The organism is Microcoleus sp. K4-B3 (assembly GCF_036704615.1).
Classification (GTDB): domain Bacteria; phylum Cyanobacteriota; class Cyanobacteriia; order Cyanobacteriales; family Microcoleaceae; genus Microcoleus.
Map to the genome: position 1 here is coordinate 17785 of NZ_JAUBSF010000078.1, position 15850 is coordinate 33634.

Sequence of the window (15850 nt, forward strand, 5' to 3'; positions counted from 1 at the left end):
ATATATACCTAGTTGGGTTAAGAACGGTTAGTTAATGCACTTATTAATTCCTGCGGCGGGTTCGGGGCGACGGATGGGGAGTCAGCGGAACAAACTGCTGCTGACTTTGCTGGGAAAACCTTTGCTGAGTTGGACTTTGGCTGCTGCTGAAGCTTCGCAGCACATTAGCTGGATTGGCATCATGGGCCAGCCAGACGATTTTCCTGATTTTAAGGCAATTCTGAGCGATTTATCTTTGGTTAAGCCCGTGGAACTGATTCAAGGAGGCGCCACCCGCCAAGAGTCAGTTTACAACGGTTTGCAGGCTTTGCCACCAAATGCCGATCGAGTCTTGATTCACGACGGCGCGAGGTGTTTGGCAACTCCTGAATTGTTCGATCGATCTGCCGAGGCCCTCTTGAGCTGTCCGGGCTTGATTGTCGCCGTCCCGGTCAAGGATACGATTAAGGTCGTAGATGAGCGTCGGATCGTGCGAGACACCCCAGACAGACGCAATTTGTGGGCAGCCCAGACTCCCCAAGGATTTGAAGTGCAATTGTTAAAGCAGTGTCACGAACAAGGGCGACAAAAAGGTTGGGAAGTTACCGACGATGCGGCTTTGTTTGAAAAATGCGGTTTACCAGTGCAAATTGTGGAGGGAGAAGAGACGAATTTGAAAGTCACAACGCCCGTTGATTTAGCACTAGCTGAATTTATTTTGCGGCAGAGAACTGATCGGAGTAAATAGAATTTGTTGACTATTTTTAAGAACGGGCAAGATGCCCGTTCCACAATCAATAATTGGTTATTTGTGGAACAGGCATCTTGCCTGTTCCTTCCACAATCAATAATTGGTTATTTGTGGAACAGGCATCTTGCCTGTTCCTTATGTTATCTTAGAAATCTCATAGCTGGAAGTAAAAAATATGATTTCTGTTGCGCCGATCGCACCACCGTTACTCATAGGCGAAAAGCGAGTAGTGTTGAGAAATATTACTTGGCAGGGTTATCAACAACTGCTACAGATTTTTGGCGATAAACGAGCCACTAAATTGATATTCGATCGAGGGATATTAGAAATTACCAGCCCTTTAGAAGAACACGAATTTTCGGCACGCTTAATCGAGTTTTTGATTCGGATTTTAGTGAAAGAACTAGGTTTGAAGATTAAAACAATGGGTTCGACAACCCTGGATCGATCGGACTTAAATCGCGGCGCAGAACCAGATAATGCCTATTATATCCAAAATCAGCCCCTCGTCGCCGGTCGTACAGTAGATTTAGCAACAGATCCGCCACCCGATTTAGTCGTAGAAGTAGATATCACCCATACCGATATTGATAAGCCAGCTCTCTATGCCAGTATGGGAGTACCGGAGTTTTGGCGGTACAATGGTAGAGAATGGCGAATTTATAAGCTAGAGAACGATGAGTATTTGGAAGTATCTGTCAGCCCCACTTTTCCGATCGTACCCAAGGAAAAGCTCTACGAATTCTTGGCAACAGCGCAGGTAGATGAAGTAGAAGCGGAGGTGACTTTCCGCAACTGGGTGAGAGAGATGACAAATATTAATAACACAAGTGGAGGATGAAAGCAATGGAATATAGCGGTAAATGGCGGATCGCAGAGATGGCAATGTGGGATAGTGATTATTTGGACATGGAAGTTGAAGCCTATATCGAGATTGATGAAACAGGTTCAGGAGAATTTCAATTCGGTTTAGTATCAGGTGAAATTGACGGCGAAGTCGTGAAAGATGGAAAGGATCAGCGATTTGAGTTTACATGGGACGGTAATGATGAGAACGATCCTGCATCTGGTAGCGGTTGGCTCAAATTAAAGGATAAAAACTCGGTAGATGGTCGAATCAAATTGCACCAAGGCGACAGTTCTAGTCTTGTTGCAAAACGCATGAAATAGGCAATCAGCGATCGCACTATTGGTTATGCGATTTTTTTTAAATCGCAGATATCAGCAGATAAACGCAGGTACAATCCCATCCGCGTTCATCTGCTGATATCTGCGGTGACAAAATCCAAATCTAACCAATAACCAATAACAACTGACTTAGGTTTCTCATGAAGGATTAATCGCAAACTCGCCCTCACTATCAACCTCTGCCGCACTTGTCACTACATCCAAAAACGCAAACACGGCCGGAACTAACAGCGCATCCCTCAAAACAGCCACCCCAATTACCCTCTCAAAATCCGCCGGCAAACTGCAAACTTTCACCGAAGCAGGTATCGGTTCTGCGGCCAAACGGGGCAGAATTGCTGTACCCAAACCTTGCATCACCATACTGACAATAGTTGAATCTTCGCTGAGCTCGTAACCGATATTTAAGGGAAACCCCGAAGTTGTCAAATATTTGCGAAGCGGTATCGAACAAGGATTTTCTGCGGGCTGCAAAATCAGGGGATAGTTCGCTAATTCTTCCCAGGTAATCTTAGCACTTTTACATTGTCCATTCGGCGGCAGCAATACAACATATTTATCCCGCAAAATTTCTCTAGTTTCAAATTCATCGGAGATGGGAAGAGAGACAAAGCCGATGTCTGCTTTGCCCGATCGCAAAGCTTCTTCCACAGCTTGAGTATAATAAACTTCGGCAATGCTGACCGCAATTTTGGGAAAGCAACTGCGAAATTTAGCAATAATACCCGGTAGGATATGAGTTGCTACACTCCGAAAAGTAACTATCCGTACCTGGCCTCCCTGCAAACCTTTTTCTAAATCCGCTTCTTTGACCATCATTTCTAAGGCGCAGGCTATTTGACGCCCGTGAAGCAGCACCCTTTCCCCCACCGGCGTCAGTTGAGCACCGTGTCGCCCCCGATGAAACAGTTGCACTCCCAATTCTGTTTCTAAAGAGGCGATGGCGTGGCTGACGGCGGATTGGGACAGTTCCAATTGCAAAGCCGCCTCGCTAAAGTTTTCACAGTCTGCTACTGCTATCAAAGCCTGAATTTGAGAGAGTTTCATCCGCCGCGTATTGATTTCGTTCATAGCGTTTGTGCCAGTAGTACCCAAATTGTCACAAGGGCTTCGATCTATCGATTTTATTCATACAACCTATGCAAGCAATGCTTTGATTGTCAATGGCCGCAGAGTTAAAGTTAATTTATCAGGCAACAGATAGACTTCAACCAAACTTGCACGACAACAATATTGTGCTGTATTTGCGATGAAAACATGGCATCTTTCAGCTATTATTTGTAATTTTGTTGGTGCAATTTGTGGAGTATTTATAACTAAAAGGTGTTGGCTATGTCTACTTGCAAAAATCAGATCGATACCCCAAAGATGAAAGCTTTTTCGATTGCCGATCGAGCTAAACCCTCCGAAAAACAGAAAGGGCAATCATTCTTTTGGGTTATGAATCAAATTTGGCAGTTTTTCATAGTCGCCACTGCTGGCCCAGACGAGCTAAGAATTTGGCAAACCTCAGATAATGATGGTAACACTTGGTGGCACGGTTGCGATCGAGCTACAGGTCGCTCTACTTGTGTGGCAACTGAGGATGAAATGCGCGCTTGGCTCGATCGGCGTTACTGCCAATAGTCGATTGTCGGTTGTATGGAACCGGGTTTATTTAGGTTGTTTGCCGTCATCAAAGAAATTGGTGAATCCGCCGCTACAAAATTTGGCAAATACAAAGATTTCAGTGATGAGGCAATAATTGTGAATTTTTGATTTTTGATGATTTAATTTCAAAGGAGATACTATGCTTCAAAGAATTTCCGAGTTAGCAGCGCCCGATCGCATTATTTTGATGGAAAACGAGGTATACAGATTGCCTCAAACTCATCAAGAAATTCAAGTTTTGTCAGGAACTGCTTGGATCACGCTTGACCAACAGGACATCATCTTGCAAAGCCAGGAAAAAGCATCGCTTCCACCTAGCAAAAACTTTGCTGTCATATCCGCTCTCAACAATATGCCGCTGATTCTAGCAGTCTGGCAAGACAAAAACCCAGTCAGAACCTAGGGATTGAGAAAAAATTCGGCAGGAACACCCCAAAAAGCTCTATCTTAATAGTTATCACTTGGCTATTGGAGGACTCGATCGGTGCACTGCCGCTCTTACGACTTCAGCTATCTCGCAGCTATAAGTATTGTTTTATCCCCCGCACTCAGCCTGCTGGCAATGTCAGACGCTCGGGCTTATGCCCCAATTATAAATGCGAGGCGCGCCCAAGCGAGCGATCGCGCCCAAGCAACAGACCCTAAAACGCAAGCAGACAAACTCTTTGAAACAGGAGTAAAACAGCACCGCGAGGGTTTGTTTCGAGAAGCAATTCAGACTTTTGAGCAAGTTTTGGCAATTCGCAAGCAACTAGGCGACAAACCGGGAACCGGAGAAACCCTCAATAATATGGGGGAAGTTTATGCCGAAATGGGTTCGCAGCCCAAAGCTTTGGAAGTTTTGCGGCAAGCTTTAGTCATTCACCGACAAATTGGCGAAGGGCTTCGTATCGCGCGCACTCTAAATCTCATAGGTTTCGTCAACCGGGTTGCGGACAATTTTTCCGAAGCGCTGAAACTGCACCAAGAAGCTTTGGAACTTGCCAAAACTGCCAACGACCAAATTGGAATTGGAGAATCCCTCCACAACATCGCGGCAGTGTACGCAGAACAGGCAGATTACGCCAAGGCGATCGAATTTTACCAACAAGCCCGCACGATTCGCACGACCTCCGGCGATCGCCGCGATTTAGGCCGTACCCTCAATAACATGGGCGGCGTCTACTACAACATCGGCGACTTTAATAGAGCGATGGAATTTTACCACCAAGCTTTAGCAATTCGCCGGGAAATCGGAGATAGGGCTGGCGTCGGCCGCCTCCTCAACAACATGGCACTTACCTCTCGCAAACTCGGCAAAGATACTCAAGCGCTGATCTATTTTCAGCAAGCGATACCAATGTTAGAAGCAATCGGCGACAAGACAAGTATCGGACGCTTGCTCAACAATATGGGCGCGATTTATGAAAGTCTCGCTCAATATGGCAAAGCTCTCGAATCCTACGAGCGAGCTTTGAAAATTGCTCGCGAGGGCGGTGACAAAGCCGGAGAAACTACAGCGATGGAGGGTATTAAGCGGTTGTCTTCCGGTCAGCTTGTGCCGCAATAAGGAGAGTTAGTCGATCGGATTGAAAGAAGTTAAACCAGATATTTAAGTAGGGCTAACCTGTGGAAAATACCAATTTTACCGAGGAAATAGAATTACTTATCCAATCAGGTTTGGAAGGTCAGCAACTCGCCGACCGTATCGAATCGCTCATTCAATTTAGTATTAAAGATGGTAGTCTTGGCAATCCTATTGAACCACTTATTCAAGCTGCTGTCGAGCGCATGGAAAATGTAATTAAACCCATGCAAAATTTTATTTACCCTCCCATGCTGAAATCCTCAATAACACCAATTAAACGAGAATTTCAATACAGCGTGTTTGAGTTTGACACGATAACACTAGAGGATGACGAAATTAGAAATGAACGCAAACAAGCCAGGTATTTTATCGAAGAATTAGGCAATGAAGCTACGCTGGAGATGGTCTATATCCCCAGCGGTTCTTTCTTGATGGGTGCCTCCAATGATGAGAGTATTTATTATTATGAGAATCCGCAACATTTGGTGAACGTTCCGGCATTTCATATTGGCAAATTTGAGATAAGTCAATCTCAATGGGAATATGTAATGCAACATAATTTATCTGCCCATCAAGGTGCAAATCTTCCAGTGGAAAATGTTTCTTGGTTGGATGCGAGTGAGTTTTGCAGAAGACTATCTCTGATAACAGGAAGAAGTTACCGATTACCCAGTGAAGCTGAGTGGGAATATGCCTGTCGTGCAGGCACTAATACACCCTTCACCTTCGGTAAAGATATTAATACCAAGATTGTCAATTATTGGGATACGAATGAAACTGATGATGACCAAGATCAAAATCTTCCAATGCCACCAGAAGGATGCGTTGTTGCTTATAGTCCAGAGGGTATACAGTATTTACAGACAAAGCCTGTGGGTAGTTTTTTTCCGAATGCTTTTGGACTGTATGATATGCACGGTAATGTCTACGAGTTGTGTCAGGATGCGTGGCATGATGACTATGAAGGCGCACCAACCGATGGCAGCGCATGGTTAAGTGAAGATGAAGGAGAGGCGCGATTGATTGTAATAAGAGGTGGCTCATTTGATTACTTCGAGGATGATTGCCGTTCAGCCTGTCGCAGTTGGATTGGAGATAATTATAGATATCATGGCACTGGGTTTCGAGTTGCGTGTTCCCTATAGTAATATAGCTTTTCTCCGGTTTCTGGAGGTACTCCTGGCCCGGGCGATCGTACCTCACTTTCCTGAAAACCGCTATGGTAAGGTGCGTCGCCTTCTACAATCTGCAAGTTTCATTGAATATCTGACAGCGACGCACCCTACAGGTAACGCACCTCACTTCATTCATAAAACCGCTATATTGCATTAAGGAGGGAGCAGTTTCATAAATCGATGAAGCAAAAGGTTGAGGATATGAGTGTTGTTGAATAAGTTATATTACCTGCCCATCTAAGCTATGAATATTCGTACTGAAAAGCCAGAAGATATAGAGGGAATTCGCGACATTAATATTGCGGCATTCGGGCGAGAAAATGAGGCTAACCTAGTCGATCGATTGCGGGGAATAGCAGCTACATTTTCATTCGTGACCGTGCAATCCGATCGCATTGTCGGACACATTTTCTTCAGTCCGGTTGTTGTCGCAGGAAAATGTTCCAGCAATTTGTCGATTCTGGGGTTGGCACCAGTCGCAGTTCTTCCCGAATATCAGCGCCAAGGTATAGCATCGCTGCTGATCCAGCACGGTTTAGAAGAGTGCAGGCGATCGGGATTTCAGGCCGTGGTTGTGCTGGGCGATCCAGATTTTTATTCGCGTTTTGGGTTCGTTCCTGCTAGTAGCAAGAGCTTGAAATGTGAATATGATGTGCCCGATGAAGCTTTTATGGTTTTGGAGTTAGAAAGTGGTGCTTTGCAGGATTGCAGTGGAACGGTGAAGTATCGATCGGAGTTTAGTCTATGCGAGTGACGAGGCTGCGGTTTTTCTTATGATGTATCGTACAACCAACATTAGAAAAATAAGATTGAGCAGTCAGAATGGAAAGCGGTTGTGCTGTACTTGCCTTTGTGAAGCCTAAAACCTGCACAACTATTGCCCAGCAAAGTTATTTAAACGCCCCCTTTTCCCCTCTCGACCTTTGCACCGTGCAAAGCAAAAACCGGAGTCTGAGCAGATTTCCCCTTCAGAGAAACAGCTCCCAAAGCCTCGCAAATAAAATTTAGCTCGATCGACTCACACACCCTTTCAGCAATCAAAATTTGGTTTTCCTCCGCCTTGCTCATCAACCGAGCCGCCGTATTCACCGTATCGCCGAGGATATTAAACTCCCTGCGCCCTCGCGGTTCCCCAACCTCAGCAGCAAACACCGGCCCCAGGGATAGCCCAATTTGACAGCTTACTTTTATTTCTTGACCCCCGATAATTACCGGAGGCAAAGCTGCAATCATATCTCGGATTGCAATCGCCGCACTAGCCGCGCGGCTGGCGTCATCCGTGTGAGCGTCGGGCACGCCAAAATAAATCAGCATATCCGAACCGTCTAAGTGCGCCGTTACTTTTTGCAACACGCCCCCTTTAGCTGACACTACAGCATCAATCGACGCAAACACCCGAGAAAAACCCACTACCAGATTGACTTCTTCCTCCAGCGAAGCTTTGTCCACAGACTCCGGTAAACCAATCAAGTTGACAAACATCACCGTCGGTTCGGGAAAATCCGGCGGAATTTTCCGCCTGTCTGCATTTTCTACCAGCAGTCTCAGAATCGCTTTGGGAATATAACTAGCAAGGGGTTCAAGCCGCTTCACAGATTCCCCGATTTCTTTTACCAAGCCCGAAACGCTGCGATCGAGCAATACCGAACTCGGCATCCGCCGCCCAGTCAAAGTGATATCATACTCTCCGAGTCGATCGTCCGTGAAATCGTCCGCCACCAAAAAATAACCCGGTTTCCCGGGTTCAAAGCGAAATTGCTCTCCCAAAGACTCTCTAGCAGTTTCAGTCACACACACCCGCCCCACACTCCCAGAACCCTCAGTTTGCTTGGCTTGCTGGACTGAATGTCCCAGCAGTACGTGAGCCATCCGCTGCGGGGTACCGATGTCAGCACTAATATAGCGGCCGCAGTGGATGCCCACCCGCATCCTCAAAGACAAAACACCCCGCGCCGTTTCAATATTGGCAAATTCAGCCATCGCCCGCTGCATCCGCAAACCCGCCCGCACCGCCCTCGCTGTATCCTCTTGATGAACCCCTGCCAGAAACTGCACCAGCATCGCATCTCCGGTAAACTCCAGCAAATCCCCGCCCGATTTGCTGACAATTTCAATCATCGAGGCAAAATAGTCGTTAATCACGCCCAGCAGCGTTTCAGCTCCCTTGCGCCCCTCGGTCGCATTCGCTTCCAACAGCGACGTAAACCCGGCCAAATCCGTGAACAACAAGGTGCCTGTTTGCCACTGGTAGCGCACCTCGCCCGGGTTGGGCGGAGATTCGGACACGGGTCTGGGTACGTAGTCGTGGAGGATGTAGCGGAGAGTGCGCAGGTGATCGAAAACCGCCATTAGCGTTGCGGGGGACGGATCTACCCACGCAGCAGCGTACAGTTGGGCGGAAAGGAGCGATCGCAGCCGCAGTTCGATCGCAGCCAATGGAGGATTGTAGGTTAATCTATTAATAATTTCCACCTAGTCTATGCTTAAAAAATAGGGTAAGTTCTATCAATCGAGAGGCAACACCAATAGCTCGACTTATACCATTATGATAAGTTTCCAGTGACCCCATACCAGCCAAACCCAGAACCCCCGATACAAACTTCCAAAAGTCACAGCTTGCTAGCTCCCGATTTGATCCGAGCTGCTCGATCGGCCTATGGTATGTATCTGAAAGTGCATTCCGAGCAGATGCAGCGTCCGGCCGGTGTAGTTGTCACTCAAGGAAGCGATCGAGGCCAGCTAATTTTTGCTTCGCAGCCCGTTTTGTTGCCCGGTGAACGTTTTGTTACTTTTGACGAAATTGAATCTCAAATGTATTAATTGGGCATTGGGCATTGGGCATTGGGCATTGGGCATTGGGCATTGGGAATTGGGAATTGGGAATTGGGCATTGGGAATTGGGCATTGACAACTAATATTTATGTTTGCTCGAACGAGTGTCAAAAAATAGGTTTTTAGTGAGAACTTTAGTCCTCAGAATTTGACTTTTGACTAAAGTCCCTACTACAAACCTTATGGGTAATTGGCCGAACACAATCTAACAATTAATAAATAACCACAGTCAATCGATTTTAGATTTTAGATTTTAGATTAAAGATTGAAGATTGACCCCACGGAGAAATTCGGGGGCTCCTTTATCGGATACAGGTTTTTTATTTCTGGACGGATGAATCCGGGGGCTTGTATCCTGGATGCTTTCGGTCAACAGACAACAGTCAACAGACAACAGTCAACAGTCAACATACAACTTAATGGAAATAATCTTTAATTCCCTTGTCATGGCGATCGTCTTTGTTTTCGGATCGGCTATTGGCAGCTTTCTAAATGTGGTAGTCTATCGGTTGCCTGCGGGTTTGTCGGTGATACACCCTCCTTCTCGCTGTCCCAAATGTCTAAATCAACTCAGAAGTTACGAAAATATACCCGTTTTCGGTTGGCTGTGGCTGCGGGGACGCTGCAATCACTGTCGCAGTCGCATTTCTGCCCGCTATCCACTGGTGGAAGCAGCTACGGGTTTGCTATTTTTGTTAATCTTCTGGCGGTTTGGGGCGGGTGTGCAAACTCTGGGTTTTTGGGCTTTGTTTAGCTGGCTGTTGGCTTTGTCTTTGATTGATTGCGATACAATGACTTTGCCTAATTCTTTAACTCGATCGGGTTTGGTTGCCGGATTGGTTTTCCAAATGGCGAAAGGTTGGTGGCCGACATTTAGTCCGATCGACTCGGTACACTATCTGGTACTGGATGGCATCGCGGGAGCAGTTGTGGGGTTGTGGCTGTTTGACGCGATCGGACTCGCCGGGACGATCGGCCTGGGGCAGAATGCGATGGGGGCCGGAGATACCAAATTGGCCGCGTTGATGGGAGCTTGGCTGGGCTGGAAATACTTGCTGCTAGCGGGATTCATCGCCTGTGTAGCCGGGGCTTTTGCTGGTGGCGGGGCGATCGCTCTGGGGTTCCTCGATCGGCGTCAACCCATGCCTTTCGGCCCGTTTCTGGCTCTCGGTGCAGCAATTACTGCTCTGTGGGGCGAAGCAATCTTATCTACTTACTTGCAGTTGTTTTTCCCGAATTTTAGTTTCTGATCTGCCGGTAGTCTAGCGATCGAACATAATATTGTCTCAAAAATTGGTAAAATTGTTCCGTGTCTTGGATTACACTTACAACTACTAGCTTTCGCTGGGAAGCGGAATTAATGCAGCAGCTCCTGGCTGCTCATCAAATCCCGGCCCGGATTGTAGACTTGGGCATAGCATCTTATTTGGGTGCTGGAAGTGCTACAGCCCTGCAAGTTCTTCCAGAACACCAGCGAACAGCATCGCTCCTCATCAGTCCAGTTGAAGATGAGCCAGAATCTGGTGATTAGTCATTAGTCATTAGTCATTAGTCACTAAACAACTAGCAATTGACAACTAACAATTACTAATTACCAATTCTCAATTACCAATTACCAATTACCAAGTTTTAATGTCTCTATTTGATTGGTTTGCAAATCGACGAAAATCAGTACCGAACTCCCAAGAACGGCCGGAACGAGAAATTGCGGACGGACTTTGGAATAAATGCGAAGCTTGCGATGCCCTGAGTTATACCAAAGACCTGCGAGCAAATCAAATGGTTTGCTTGGAATGCGGGCATCATATCAGAGTTTACAGTGACGATCGCATCGAGCAGTTGATCGATCCCAATACCTGGATGCCCATTAACGAAGGACTGCACGCCACAGATCCCCTAAAATTTCGCGATCGAAAAAAATATAGCGATCGACTGCGAGAATTTCAAGAAAAAACAGGCCACCTAGACGCCGTAGAAACAGGCATCGGCAAACTCGAAAATTTGCCTGTCGCCCTCGGAGTCATGGAATTTCAGTTCATCGGCGGCAGCATGGGATCAGTAGTCGGAGAAAAACTGACTCGCCTCATCGAACACGCCACGCGGGAACGCTTGTCCGTGCTCATTGTCTGCGCTTCTGGCGGTGCGAGAATGCAAGAAGGAATGCTCAGCTTGATGCAAATGGCTAAAATTTCCGGGGCTCTGGAACGCCACCGGGAAGCGAGACTGCTTTACATCCCGATTTTGACCCACCCGACGACCGGCGGCGTCACCGCCAGTTTTGCCATGCTGGGAGACATTATAATTGCAGAGCCAAAAGCTACTGTAGCCTTTACGGGCGGCCGGGTAATCGAGCAAACTCTGCGGGAAAAGCTGCCGGAAAATTATCAAACTTCCGAATACTCTTTCGCCCACGGTTTTGTAGACTTGATCGTACCCCGGACTCAATTAAAGAAAACTCTCGGTCAGCTCATCAGCCTCCACCAACCCCAGCCGTTCTTGGCAGGCTCGGAATTGTCCGCCCTCGATGGCAGCGACGGCCACGCTGTGCCCCCGCAGACTCACGCTTTCAAGCTTTCTCCCTAAGCAGCAACGCCGGATGATTGTCTGTTGGTGAGTCCGGGGGAGAGACGAAAAATTTCTGAGGAATTGCTCAAAACCCGGTTTCTCGCAAAAATATTGAGTTTGGTAGCGAGACATTCACGCAGACACTAGGTTTTGAGCCGCGCGCGCGCAAGTCCTATTGGTAATAACGACGCAGCAGTGGGATGATATTGATCGGAAGTTGATTGGCCCTGAAGTTGGGCTGGGCAAAAATGCCTAGTCGCAGTTAGCGCTTAGTTAGCTTGCGATCGAACAAGATCTCAGAACAAACTAACAGAACAAGCTAACAGCGCTTTCTGAAATTGTCCGGCTTTCAGTTAATAGCCGTCAACTCAATTTTGACCTGTCAGCGACCTAAAAATTATGGGTTTTGCAGACCTGTCCATCGCAGAAATAGCAGAGGACTTCAACGTCCCTGTTGAAGACGTGATCCGCTTGTGTGACGAGTTGGAAATTGCCTACAAGCACCCTCAAACCCGTTTGGCTTTGGAGGATGTTAAGGCAATTATGTCTACTCTCGAAAAAAGGCGCGACTCAAAACTTCTTGCAGATTAGATCGCAAAATTCCTCTACCTTTAAAGGTATGGCTGCACTAACTTTCGCCAGTTGTTGCAGAAAGAGGGAATTTTGAACAGAAATCTGTTTGCCAGCTATGCTCTCTTAGCGTTCAATAATTTGCCGGATTTTTTTAAGGAGAACCATGCTTAAAAGATACTTAATTGCTCTGACCGCTGTATTCTTGACATTTCAGTTATTTGTCAGCAGTGCGATGGCTGTCGAACTGAGTCCTGAACTTCGCACTGTGACTTTGAATGACAAGGGTGCTCCGGTAGTGCTGAGCCTCAAACAAGTTCAGCAAGGCAAACGCCTGTTCAATTCGGCTTGCGCTCAATGTCACGCTGCAGGCATGACAAAAACTGACCCCAACCTGAATTTGAGCCCGGAAACTCTGGCTTTGGCCAACCCGCCCCGGAATAATATTGAGTCGCTGGTGGACTTTATGAAAAATCCCACCACTTATGACGGGTTTGAGGAAATTTCGGAAGTGCATCCGAGTATGAAGAGCGCGGATATTTTCGCTGAGATGAGAAATCTCTCGGATGACGATTTGTACGCGATTGCCGGTCACATTCTGTTGCAGCCGAAAATTGTTGCCAAGCAGTGGGCTGGTGGCAAAGGCGCTCGCTAATCGATTTTAGATTTTAGATTTTGGATTTTGGATTTGGGATGGGGCTGGGGTTTGGCAAGGATTGCTGGCTGGCTTTTTTTCTATCTAAAATCTGAAATCTAAAATTTACCCCCTGCTCATTGATTCTCGCCAGTCGAACCCGCCGACTTAAGCTTGTGGACTGGTTGAGGGCGACGAAAGCCAGAGTGAAACAAAAAAATTCGATTTTGTGAGCAAATGTTAGTGAATTATTGACGGTTCTACGCCCTTATGCTGCATCGTGGTGTTTTTGTCTGCTTTCTGTTGGGGATGTTAATTATTTTGCCGCTCGTGCTGTTGGCTCCTCAACCTGTTTTGGCTGCTGCCGATTCTTACGTGAATAGGTATTTAGAAGCCAGCGAACCTGTGCCTTTGGAGTTGGACTCACAGGGGCATACTCGGTTGTTTTCGGCTCAGGATTTGTCTGCGGGCAAAGTGTTGTTCGAGCAAAGTTGCATGAATTGTCACGTCGGAGGAGCTAATTTGCCCGATCCCACGATATCTCTGTCTTTGGCTGACCTGAAGGGGGCAACCCCTCCCCGCAACAACATCAATAGTTTGGTGGCGTATCTGAGAGAACCGATGACTTATGACGGTACTGAGGAGACTTTTTGGTGCCGCCAAGTCCCGGAAAGCTGGATGCCGCAGGCAGAAATCGAAAATTTGGCGGCTTTTGTGATCCGGGCCGCTCAGAAAGCTCCGGCCTGGGGCGTGGAGAATTTTGAGAGTTGAACTACCGCTGCAAAAAAGTGGTAAATTACTCGGGAGAACGCGATGCGACTGCGCGATCGCGCCTGTTTTAACAGGTAAAATATCTAAAGAATCACCCTTTGCGTGTCCATTAGAGGAGAACTGCGTTGAAAAGACTCTTATCGATCGCCCTGTTAGCGTTCGCAATTTTTACCGTCGGCTTTGGCCGCCCTGCTTTGGCAGGAGATGCTGCTAAAGGAGCTAAACTCTTTAGCGCCAACTGTTCTGCTTGTCACATCGGTGGCGGCAATGTGGTTATGGCCATGAAAACCTTGAAAAAGGAAGCTCTTGAGAAGTACGGCATGAATTCTATCGAGGCTATTACGACTCAGGTAACTAAGGGCAAAAATGCTATGCCTGCTTTCGGCGCCAAGTTGAAGCCCGAACAAATCGAGGATGTAGCAACCTACGTGCTCGAACAATCTGCGAAAGACTGGAAAGGCTAAACTGCTTCTTTGAAGTCCGACAAGCTGGGTGGGCTTGATTTAATTTAAAACTTGTCCTCCCGATCGCACCCTCTCTCTCTCTTTGGCGAATAAATGTCGGTTTGCAGCGATCTTAACCTGTTTGGGAAAGATCGCAAAAAATCGGATTTTTATTAGCCCAAGGGCGAGGGAGGGTAATTCGATTTTAGATTTTAGATTTTAGATTGAAGATTGAAGATTGAAGATTGAAGATTTTAGATTTGAAATTTGAGATTGCTAAATGCTGACTTTGGATAAATTTTCCAGCACCTTACATTAACAAGGCTTACGCATGGGGGCTAGAAACTCGATTTCTACGAAAAATCCTGGGTTTTAATTAGAGAAATATAGGAAGAAACGGGGTTTCTGAGGTCGCAAGTGCGATCGAGAATTAATTAAAATTTATAATTGCTGCGGTTCATAAATTAAAGTGTGTGCTAAAATATAACCCCTTATTAGCAAAGCTTTGAAATCGAGATTAAAGTCGCTCAGCAAAGTGGACTCTACACCTGCCATGAATATAAAAACATCAGTAAAAGTTAAAACTCAAGTTAAAACTCTCGGAGACGCGGCATCTCAGGCGATTGAGAAATATTTCCGCAAAACTGTAGAGCACGAGGCTGAAGTTCTCAAAGACAAAGATGCCGAAGAACTTCATCAAATGCGCGTGGGATTGAGACGTTTGCGATCGGCTGTAACGGGTTTTGCTCCGGTTTTAGACTTGCCAAAACAGGCTTCGGAACGCAAAATTGGTAAGGTGGGGCGGATTCTGGGAACGCTCAGGGATTTGGATGTGATGCTCGAAAGTCTCCAAAACCGCTATTACCCGAATTTGCCGGCTGACGAACAGGAAGTTTTGGATAAGGCTTTGTTGAATTTGCTCAAACAGCGGCACCGGGCTTTGAAAGGGGTGAGGGCTGTTTTGGATCGCAAAACTTACCAGTCGCTGAAGCAGTCGATCGAGGATTGGCTGGAAAAACCGCAGTATCGGGCGATCGAACATTTGCCAATTGCTGAGGTTTTGCCGGATTTACTGTTACCTCAAGTCAGTGAGTTTTTCCTGCATCCGGCTTGGCTGTTGGGCACGGAATATGAGGATGGCAAAGTTAAAGTTGCTGATGATTTGAATGCTGAGGCGGTTGAAGAGAAGTTAGCAGCGGAGGGAACTATTCTGCACGATTTGCGGAAGCAAGCGAAGCGGGTTCGCTATTTGATGAATCTGTTTGGCGATTTTTACGGCCCGACTTATGAAGCTTATGTCGAAGATGTGAAAGCTGTTCAGGAATGTTTGGGCGATATTCAAGACTGTGAAGTTTTAGGGGAGTTTTTGACAGATGTTGTTGAGCGCGATCTGACAAAAGAGTTGCCGAAATTGGCTGATATTTTGGCAAAAAATCGCTACGCAGCTTGGCAAAAATGGCAGGTTTTGCAGCGCAGGTATTTAAATTCGGAAATTCGGAAAGGTTTGCGATCGGTATTAATTCATCCTGTGGTTGAAGATGCTGTTAAGGTCGATTAGCAGTCGGAATTTTAGTGGGTTTGCGGTTACGCTTGGGCGCGGTTTGGGCGCAACTGCAAGCAACAGAGAAGTAGCTCGTTCTAATTAAACGTAATACCAAATTCCTAAAGTTCTGCTACAGATATAGCCTCTAAAATAAATTCCCATCCCGTCAAAGAAGCAATAAC

19 protein-coding genes are annotated in these 15850 nt (G+C 46.6%); 17 read left to right on the plus strand and 2 right to left on the minus strand.

The window, feature by feature from the left end:
* Window positions 1–34: 34 nt before the first annotated feature.
* From ispD to QUA78_RS25080, 3 genes are all read left to right on the plus strand, one after another.
* Window positions 35–727, plus strand: a complete 693-nt coding sequence (ispD, locus tag QUA78_RS25070; protein WP_333302525.1) for a 2-C-methyl-D-erythritol 4-phosphate cytidylyltransferase — start codon at window positions 35–37, stop codon at window positions 725–727.
* A 178-nt stretch (window positions 728–905) separates the two neighbouring features.
* Complete coding sequence (locus tag QUA78_RS25075; RefSeq protein WP_333302522.1) at window positions 906–1571, plus strand: Uma2 family endonuclease; 666 nt, start codon at window positions 906–908, stop codon at window positions 1569–1571.
* A complete protein-coding gene (locus QUA78_RS25080) occupies window positions 1568–1900 on the plus strand; it encodes a hypothetical protein (protein ID WP_333399086.1) in 333 nt (110 codons plus the stop codon). Before QUA78_RS25075 ends, QUA78_RS25080 begins: the two co-directional genes overlap by 4 nt.
* A gap of 156 nt (window positions 1901–2056) precedes the next feature.
* On the opposite strand, the gene QUA78_RS25085 is transcribed toward QUA78_RS25080, so the two are convergent.
* Window positions 2057–2989 carry a LysR family transcriptional regulator gene (locus QUA78_RS25085; RefSeq protein ID WP_333302518.1) on the minus strand — a complete coding sequence of 311 codons (933 nt, stop codon included), beginning with the start codon at window positions 2987–2989 and terminating at the stop codon, window positions 2057–2059.
* A 261-nt stretch (window positions 2990–3250) separates the two neighbouring features.
* Between QUA78_RS25085 and QUA78_RS25090 the strand changes: the two genes are divergently transcribed.
* From QUA78_RS25090 to QUA78_RS25110, 5 genes are all read left to right on the plus strand, one after another.
* Entirely contained in the window at window positions 3251–3544 is a 294-nt protein-coding gene (locus QUA78_RS25090) for a hypothetical protein (RefSeq protein WP_333302517.1), read from the plus strand.
* A 163-nt stretch (window positions 3545–3707) separates the two neighbouring features.
* Window positions 3708–3971 carry a hypothetical protein gene (locus QUA78_RS25095; RefSeq protein WP_333302515.1) on the plus strand — a complete coding sequence of 88 codons (264 nt, stop codon included), beginning with the start codon at window positions 3708–3710 and terminating at the stop codon, window positions 3969–3971.
* Between the two features lie 81 nt (window positions 3972–4052).
* Window positions 4053–5117, plus strand: coding sequence for a tetratricopeptide repeat protein (locus tag QUA78_RS25100; RefSeq protein WP_333302513.1), 1065 nt, complete (start codon window positions 4053–4055; stop codon window positions 5115–5117).
* A gap of 59 nt (window positions 5118–5176) precedes the next feature.
* Entirely contained in the window at window positions 5177–6280 is a 1104-nt protein-coding gene (locus QUA78_RS25105; RefSeq protein WP_333302512.1) for a formylglycine-generating enzyme family protein, read from the plus strand.
* A 274-nt stretch (window positions 6281–6554) separates the two neighbouring features.
* Window positions 6555–7064, plus strand: a complete 510-nt coding sequence (locus QUA78_RS25110; protein ID WP_333302510.1) for an N-acetyltransferase — start codon at window positions 6555–6557, stop codon at window positions 7062–7064.
* 140 nt (window positions 7065–7204) lie between these two features.
* On the opposite strand, the gene QUA78_RS25115 is transcribed toward QUA78_RS25110, so the two are convergent.
* On the minus strand, window positions 7205–8782 hold the full coding sequence (locus tag QUA78_RS25115; protein WP_333302509.1) for an adenylate/guanylate cyclase domain-containing protein: 1578 nt from the start codon (window positions 8780–8782) through the stop codon (window positions 7205–7207).
* Between the two features lie 87 nt (window positions 8783–8869).
* On the opposite strand from QUA78_RS25115, the gene QUA78_RS25120 reads away from it, so the two are divergent.
* From QUA78_RS25120 to QUA78_RS25160, 9 genes are all read left to right on the plus strand, one after another.
* Window positions 8870–9130 (plus strand): hypothetical protein, encoded by a 261-nt coding sequence (locus QUA78_RS25120; protein WP_333302507.1) that lies wholly within the window; start codon window positions 8870–8872, stop codon window positions 9128–9130.
* A gap of 431 nt (window positions 9131–9561) precedes the next feature.
* A complete protein-coding gene (locus QUA78_RS25125) occupies window positions 9562–10392 on the plus strand; it encodes a prepilin peptidase (RefSeq protein WP_333302506.1) in 831 nt (276 codons plus the stop codon).
* 59 nt (window positions 10393–10451) lie between these two features.
* On the plus strand, window positions 10452–10673 hold the full coding sequence (locus QUA78_RS25130; RefSeq protein ID WP_333068401.1) for a hypothetical protein: 222 nt from the start codon (window positions 10452–10454) through the stop codon (window positions 10671–10673).
* A gap of 101 nt (window positions 10674–10774) precedes the next feature.
* On the plus strand, window positions 10775–11725 hold the full coding sequence (accD, locus tag QUA78_RS25135; RefSeq protein WP_333302504.1) for an acetyl-CoA carboxylase, carboxyltransferase subunit beta: 951 nt from the start codon (window positions 10775–10777) through the stop codon (window positions 11723–11725).
* 381 nt (window positions 11726–12106) lie between these two features.
* Complete coding sequence (locus QUA78_RS25140; RefSeq protein ID WP_006633443.1) at window positions 12107–12298, plus strand: hypothetical protein; 192 nt, start codon at window positions 12107–12109, stop codon at window positions 12296–12298.
* A gap of 145 nt (window positions 12299–12443) precedes the next feature.
* The gene (gene psbV, locus QUA78_RS25145; protein ID WP_172185108.1) at window positions 12444–12932 is read left to right on the plus strand and encodes a photosystem II cytochrome c-550; all 489 of its coding nucleotides are present in this window, start codon (window positions 12444–12446) and stop codon (window positions 12930–12932) included.
* Between the two features lie 249 nt (window positions 12933–13181).
* Window positions 13182–13682 carry a photosystem II cytochrome PsbV2 gene (gene psbV2, locus QUA78_RS25150; RefSeq protein ID WP_333302502.1) on the plus strand — a complete coding sequence of 167 codons (501 nt, stop codon included), beginning with the start codon at window positions 13182–13184 and terminating at the stop codon, window positions 13680–13682.
* A 125-nt stretch (window positions 13683–13807) separates the two neighbouring features.
* Window positions 13808–14146 carry a cytochrome c6 PetJ gene (petJ, locus tag QUA78_RS25155; protein ID WP_333302500.1) on the plus strand — a complete coding sequence of 113 codons (339 nt, stop codon included), beginning with the start codon at window positions 13808–13810 and terminating at the stop codon, window positions 14144–14146.
* 532 nt (window positions 14147–14678) lie between these two features.
* Window positions 14679–15683: a CHAD domain-containing protein gene (locus QUA78_RS25160; protein ID WP_333302498.1), complete on the plus strand. Its 1005-nt coding sequence runs from the start codon at window positions 14679–14681 to the stop codon at window positions 15681–15683.
* Window positions 15684–15850: the final 167 nt, after the last annotated feature.

Bases quoted from the DNA above. Each gene is read 5' to 3' on its own strand.
- ispD (WP_333302525.1), top strand. From the start codon at position 35: ATGCACTTATTAATTCCTGCGGCGGGTTCGGGGCGACGGATGGGGAGT.
- QUA78_RS25075 (WP_333302522.1), top strand. From the start codon at position 906: ATGATTTCTGTTGCGCCGATCGCACCACCGTTACTCATAGGCGAAAAG.
- QUA78_RS25080 (WP_333399086.1), top strand. From the start codon at position 1,568: ATGAAAGCAATGGAATATAGCGGTAAATGGCGGATCGCAGAGATGGCA.
- QUA78_RS25085 (WP_333302518.1), bottom strand. From the start codon at position 2,989: ATGAACGAAATCAATACGCGGCGGATGAAACTCTCTCAAATTCAGGCT.
- QUA78_RS25090 (WP_333302517.1), top strand. From the start codon at position 3,251: ATGTCTACTTGCAAAAATCAGATCGATACCCCAAAGATGAAAGCTTTT.
- QUA78_RS25095 (WP_333302515.1), top strand. From the start codon at position 3,708: ATGCTTCAAAGAATTTCCGAGTTAGCAGCGCCCGATCGCATTATTTTG.
- QUA78_RS25110 (WP_333302510.1), top strand. From the start codon at position 6,555: ATGAATATTCGTACTGAAAAGCCAGAAGATATAGAGGGAATTCGCGAC.
- QUA78_RS25125 (WP_333302506.1), top strand. From the start codon at position 9,562: ATGGAAATAATCTTTAATTCCCTTGTCATGGCGATCGTCTTTGTTTTC.
- accD (WP_333302504.1), top strand. From the start codon at position 10,775: ATGTCTCTATTTGATTGGTTTGCAAATCGACGAAAATCAGTACCGAAC.
- QUA78_RS25140 (WP_006633443.1), top strand. From the start codon at position 12,107: ATGGGTTTTGCAGACCTGTCCATCGCAGAAATAGCAGAGGACTTCAAC.
- psbV (WP_172185108.1), top strand. From the start codon at position 12,444: ATGCTTAAAAGATACTTAATTGCTCTGACCGCTGTATTCTTGACATTT.
- psbV2 (WP_333302502.1), top strand. From the start codon at position 13,182: ATGCTGCATCGTGGTGTTTTTGTCTGCTTTCTGTTGGGGATGTTAATT.
- QUA78_RS25160 (WP_333302498.1), top strand. From the start codon at position 14,679: ATGAATATAAAAACATCAGTAAAAGTTAAAACTCAAGTTAAAACTCTC.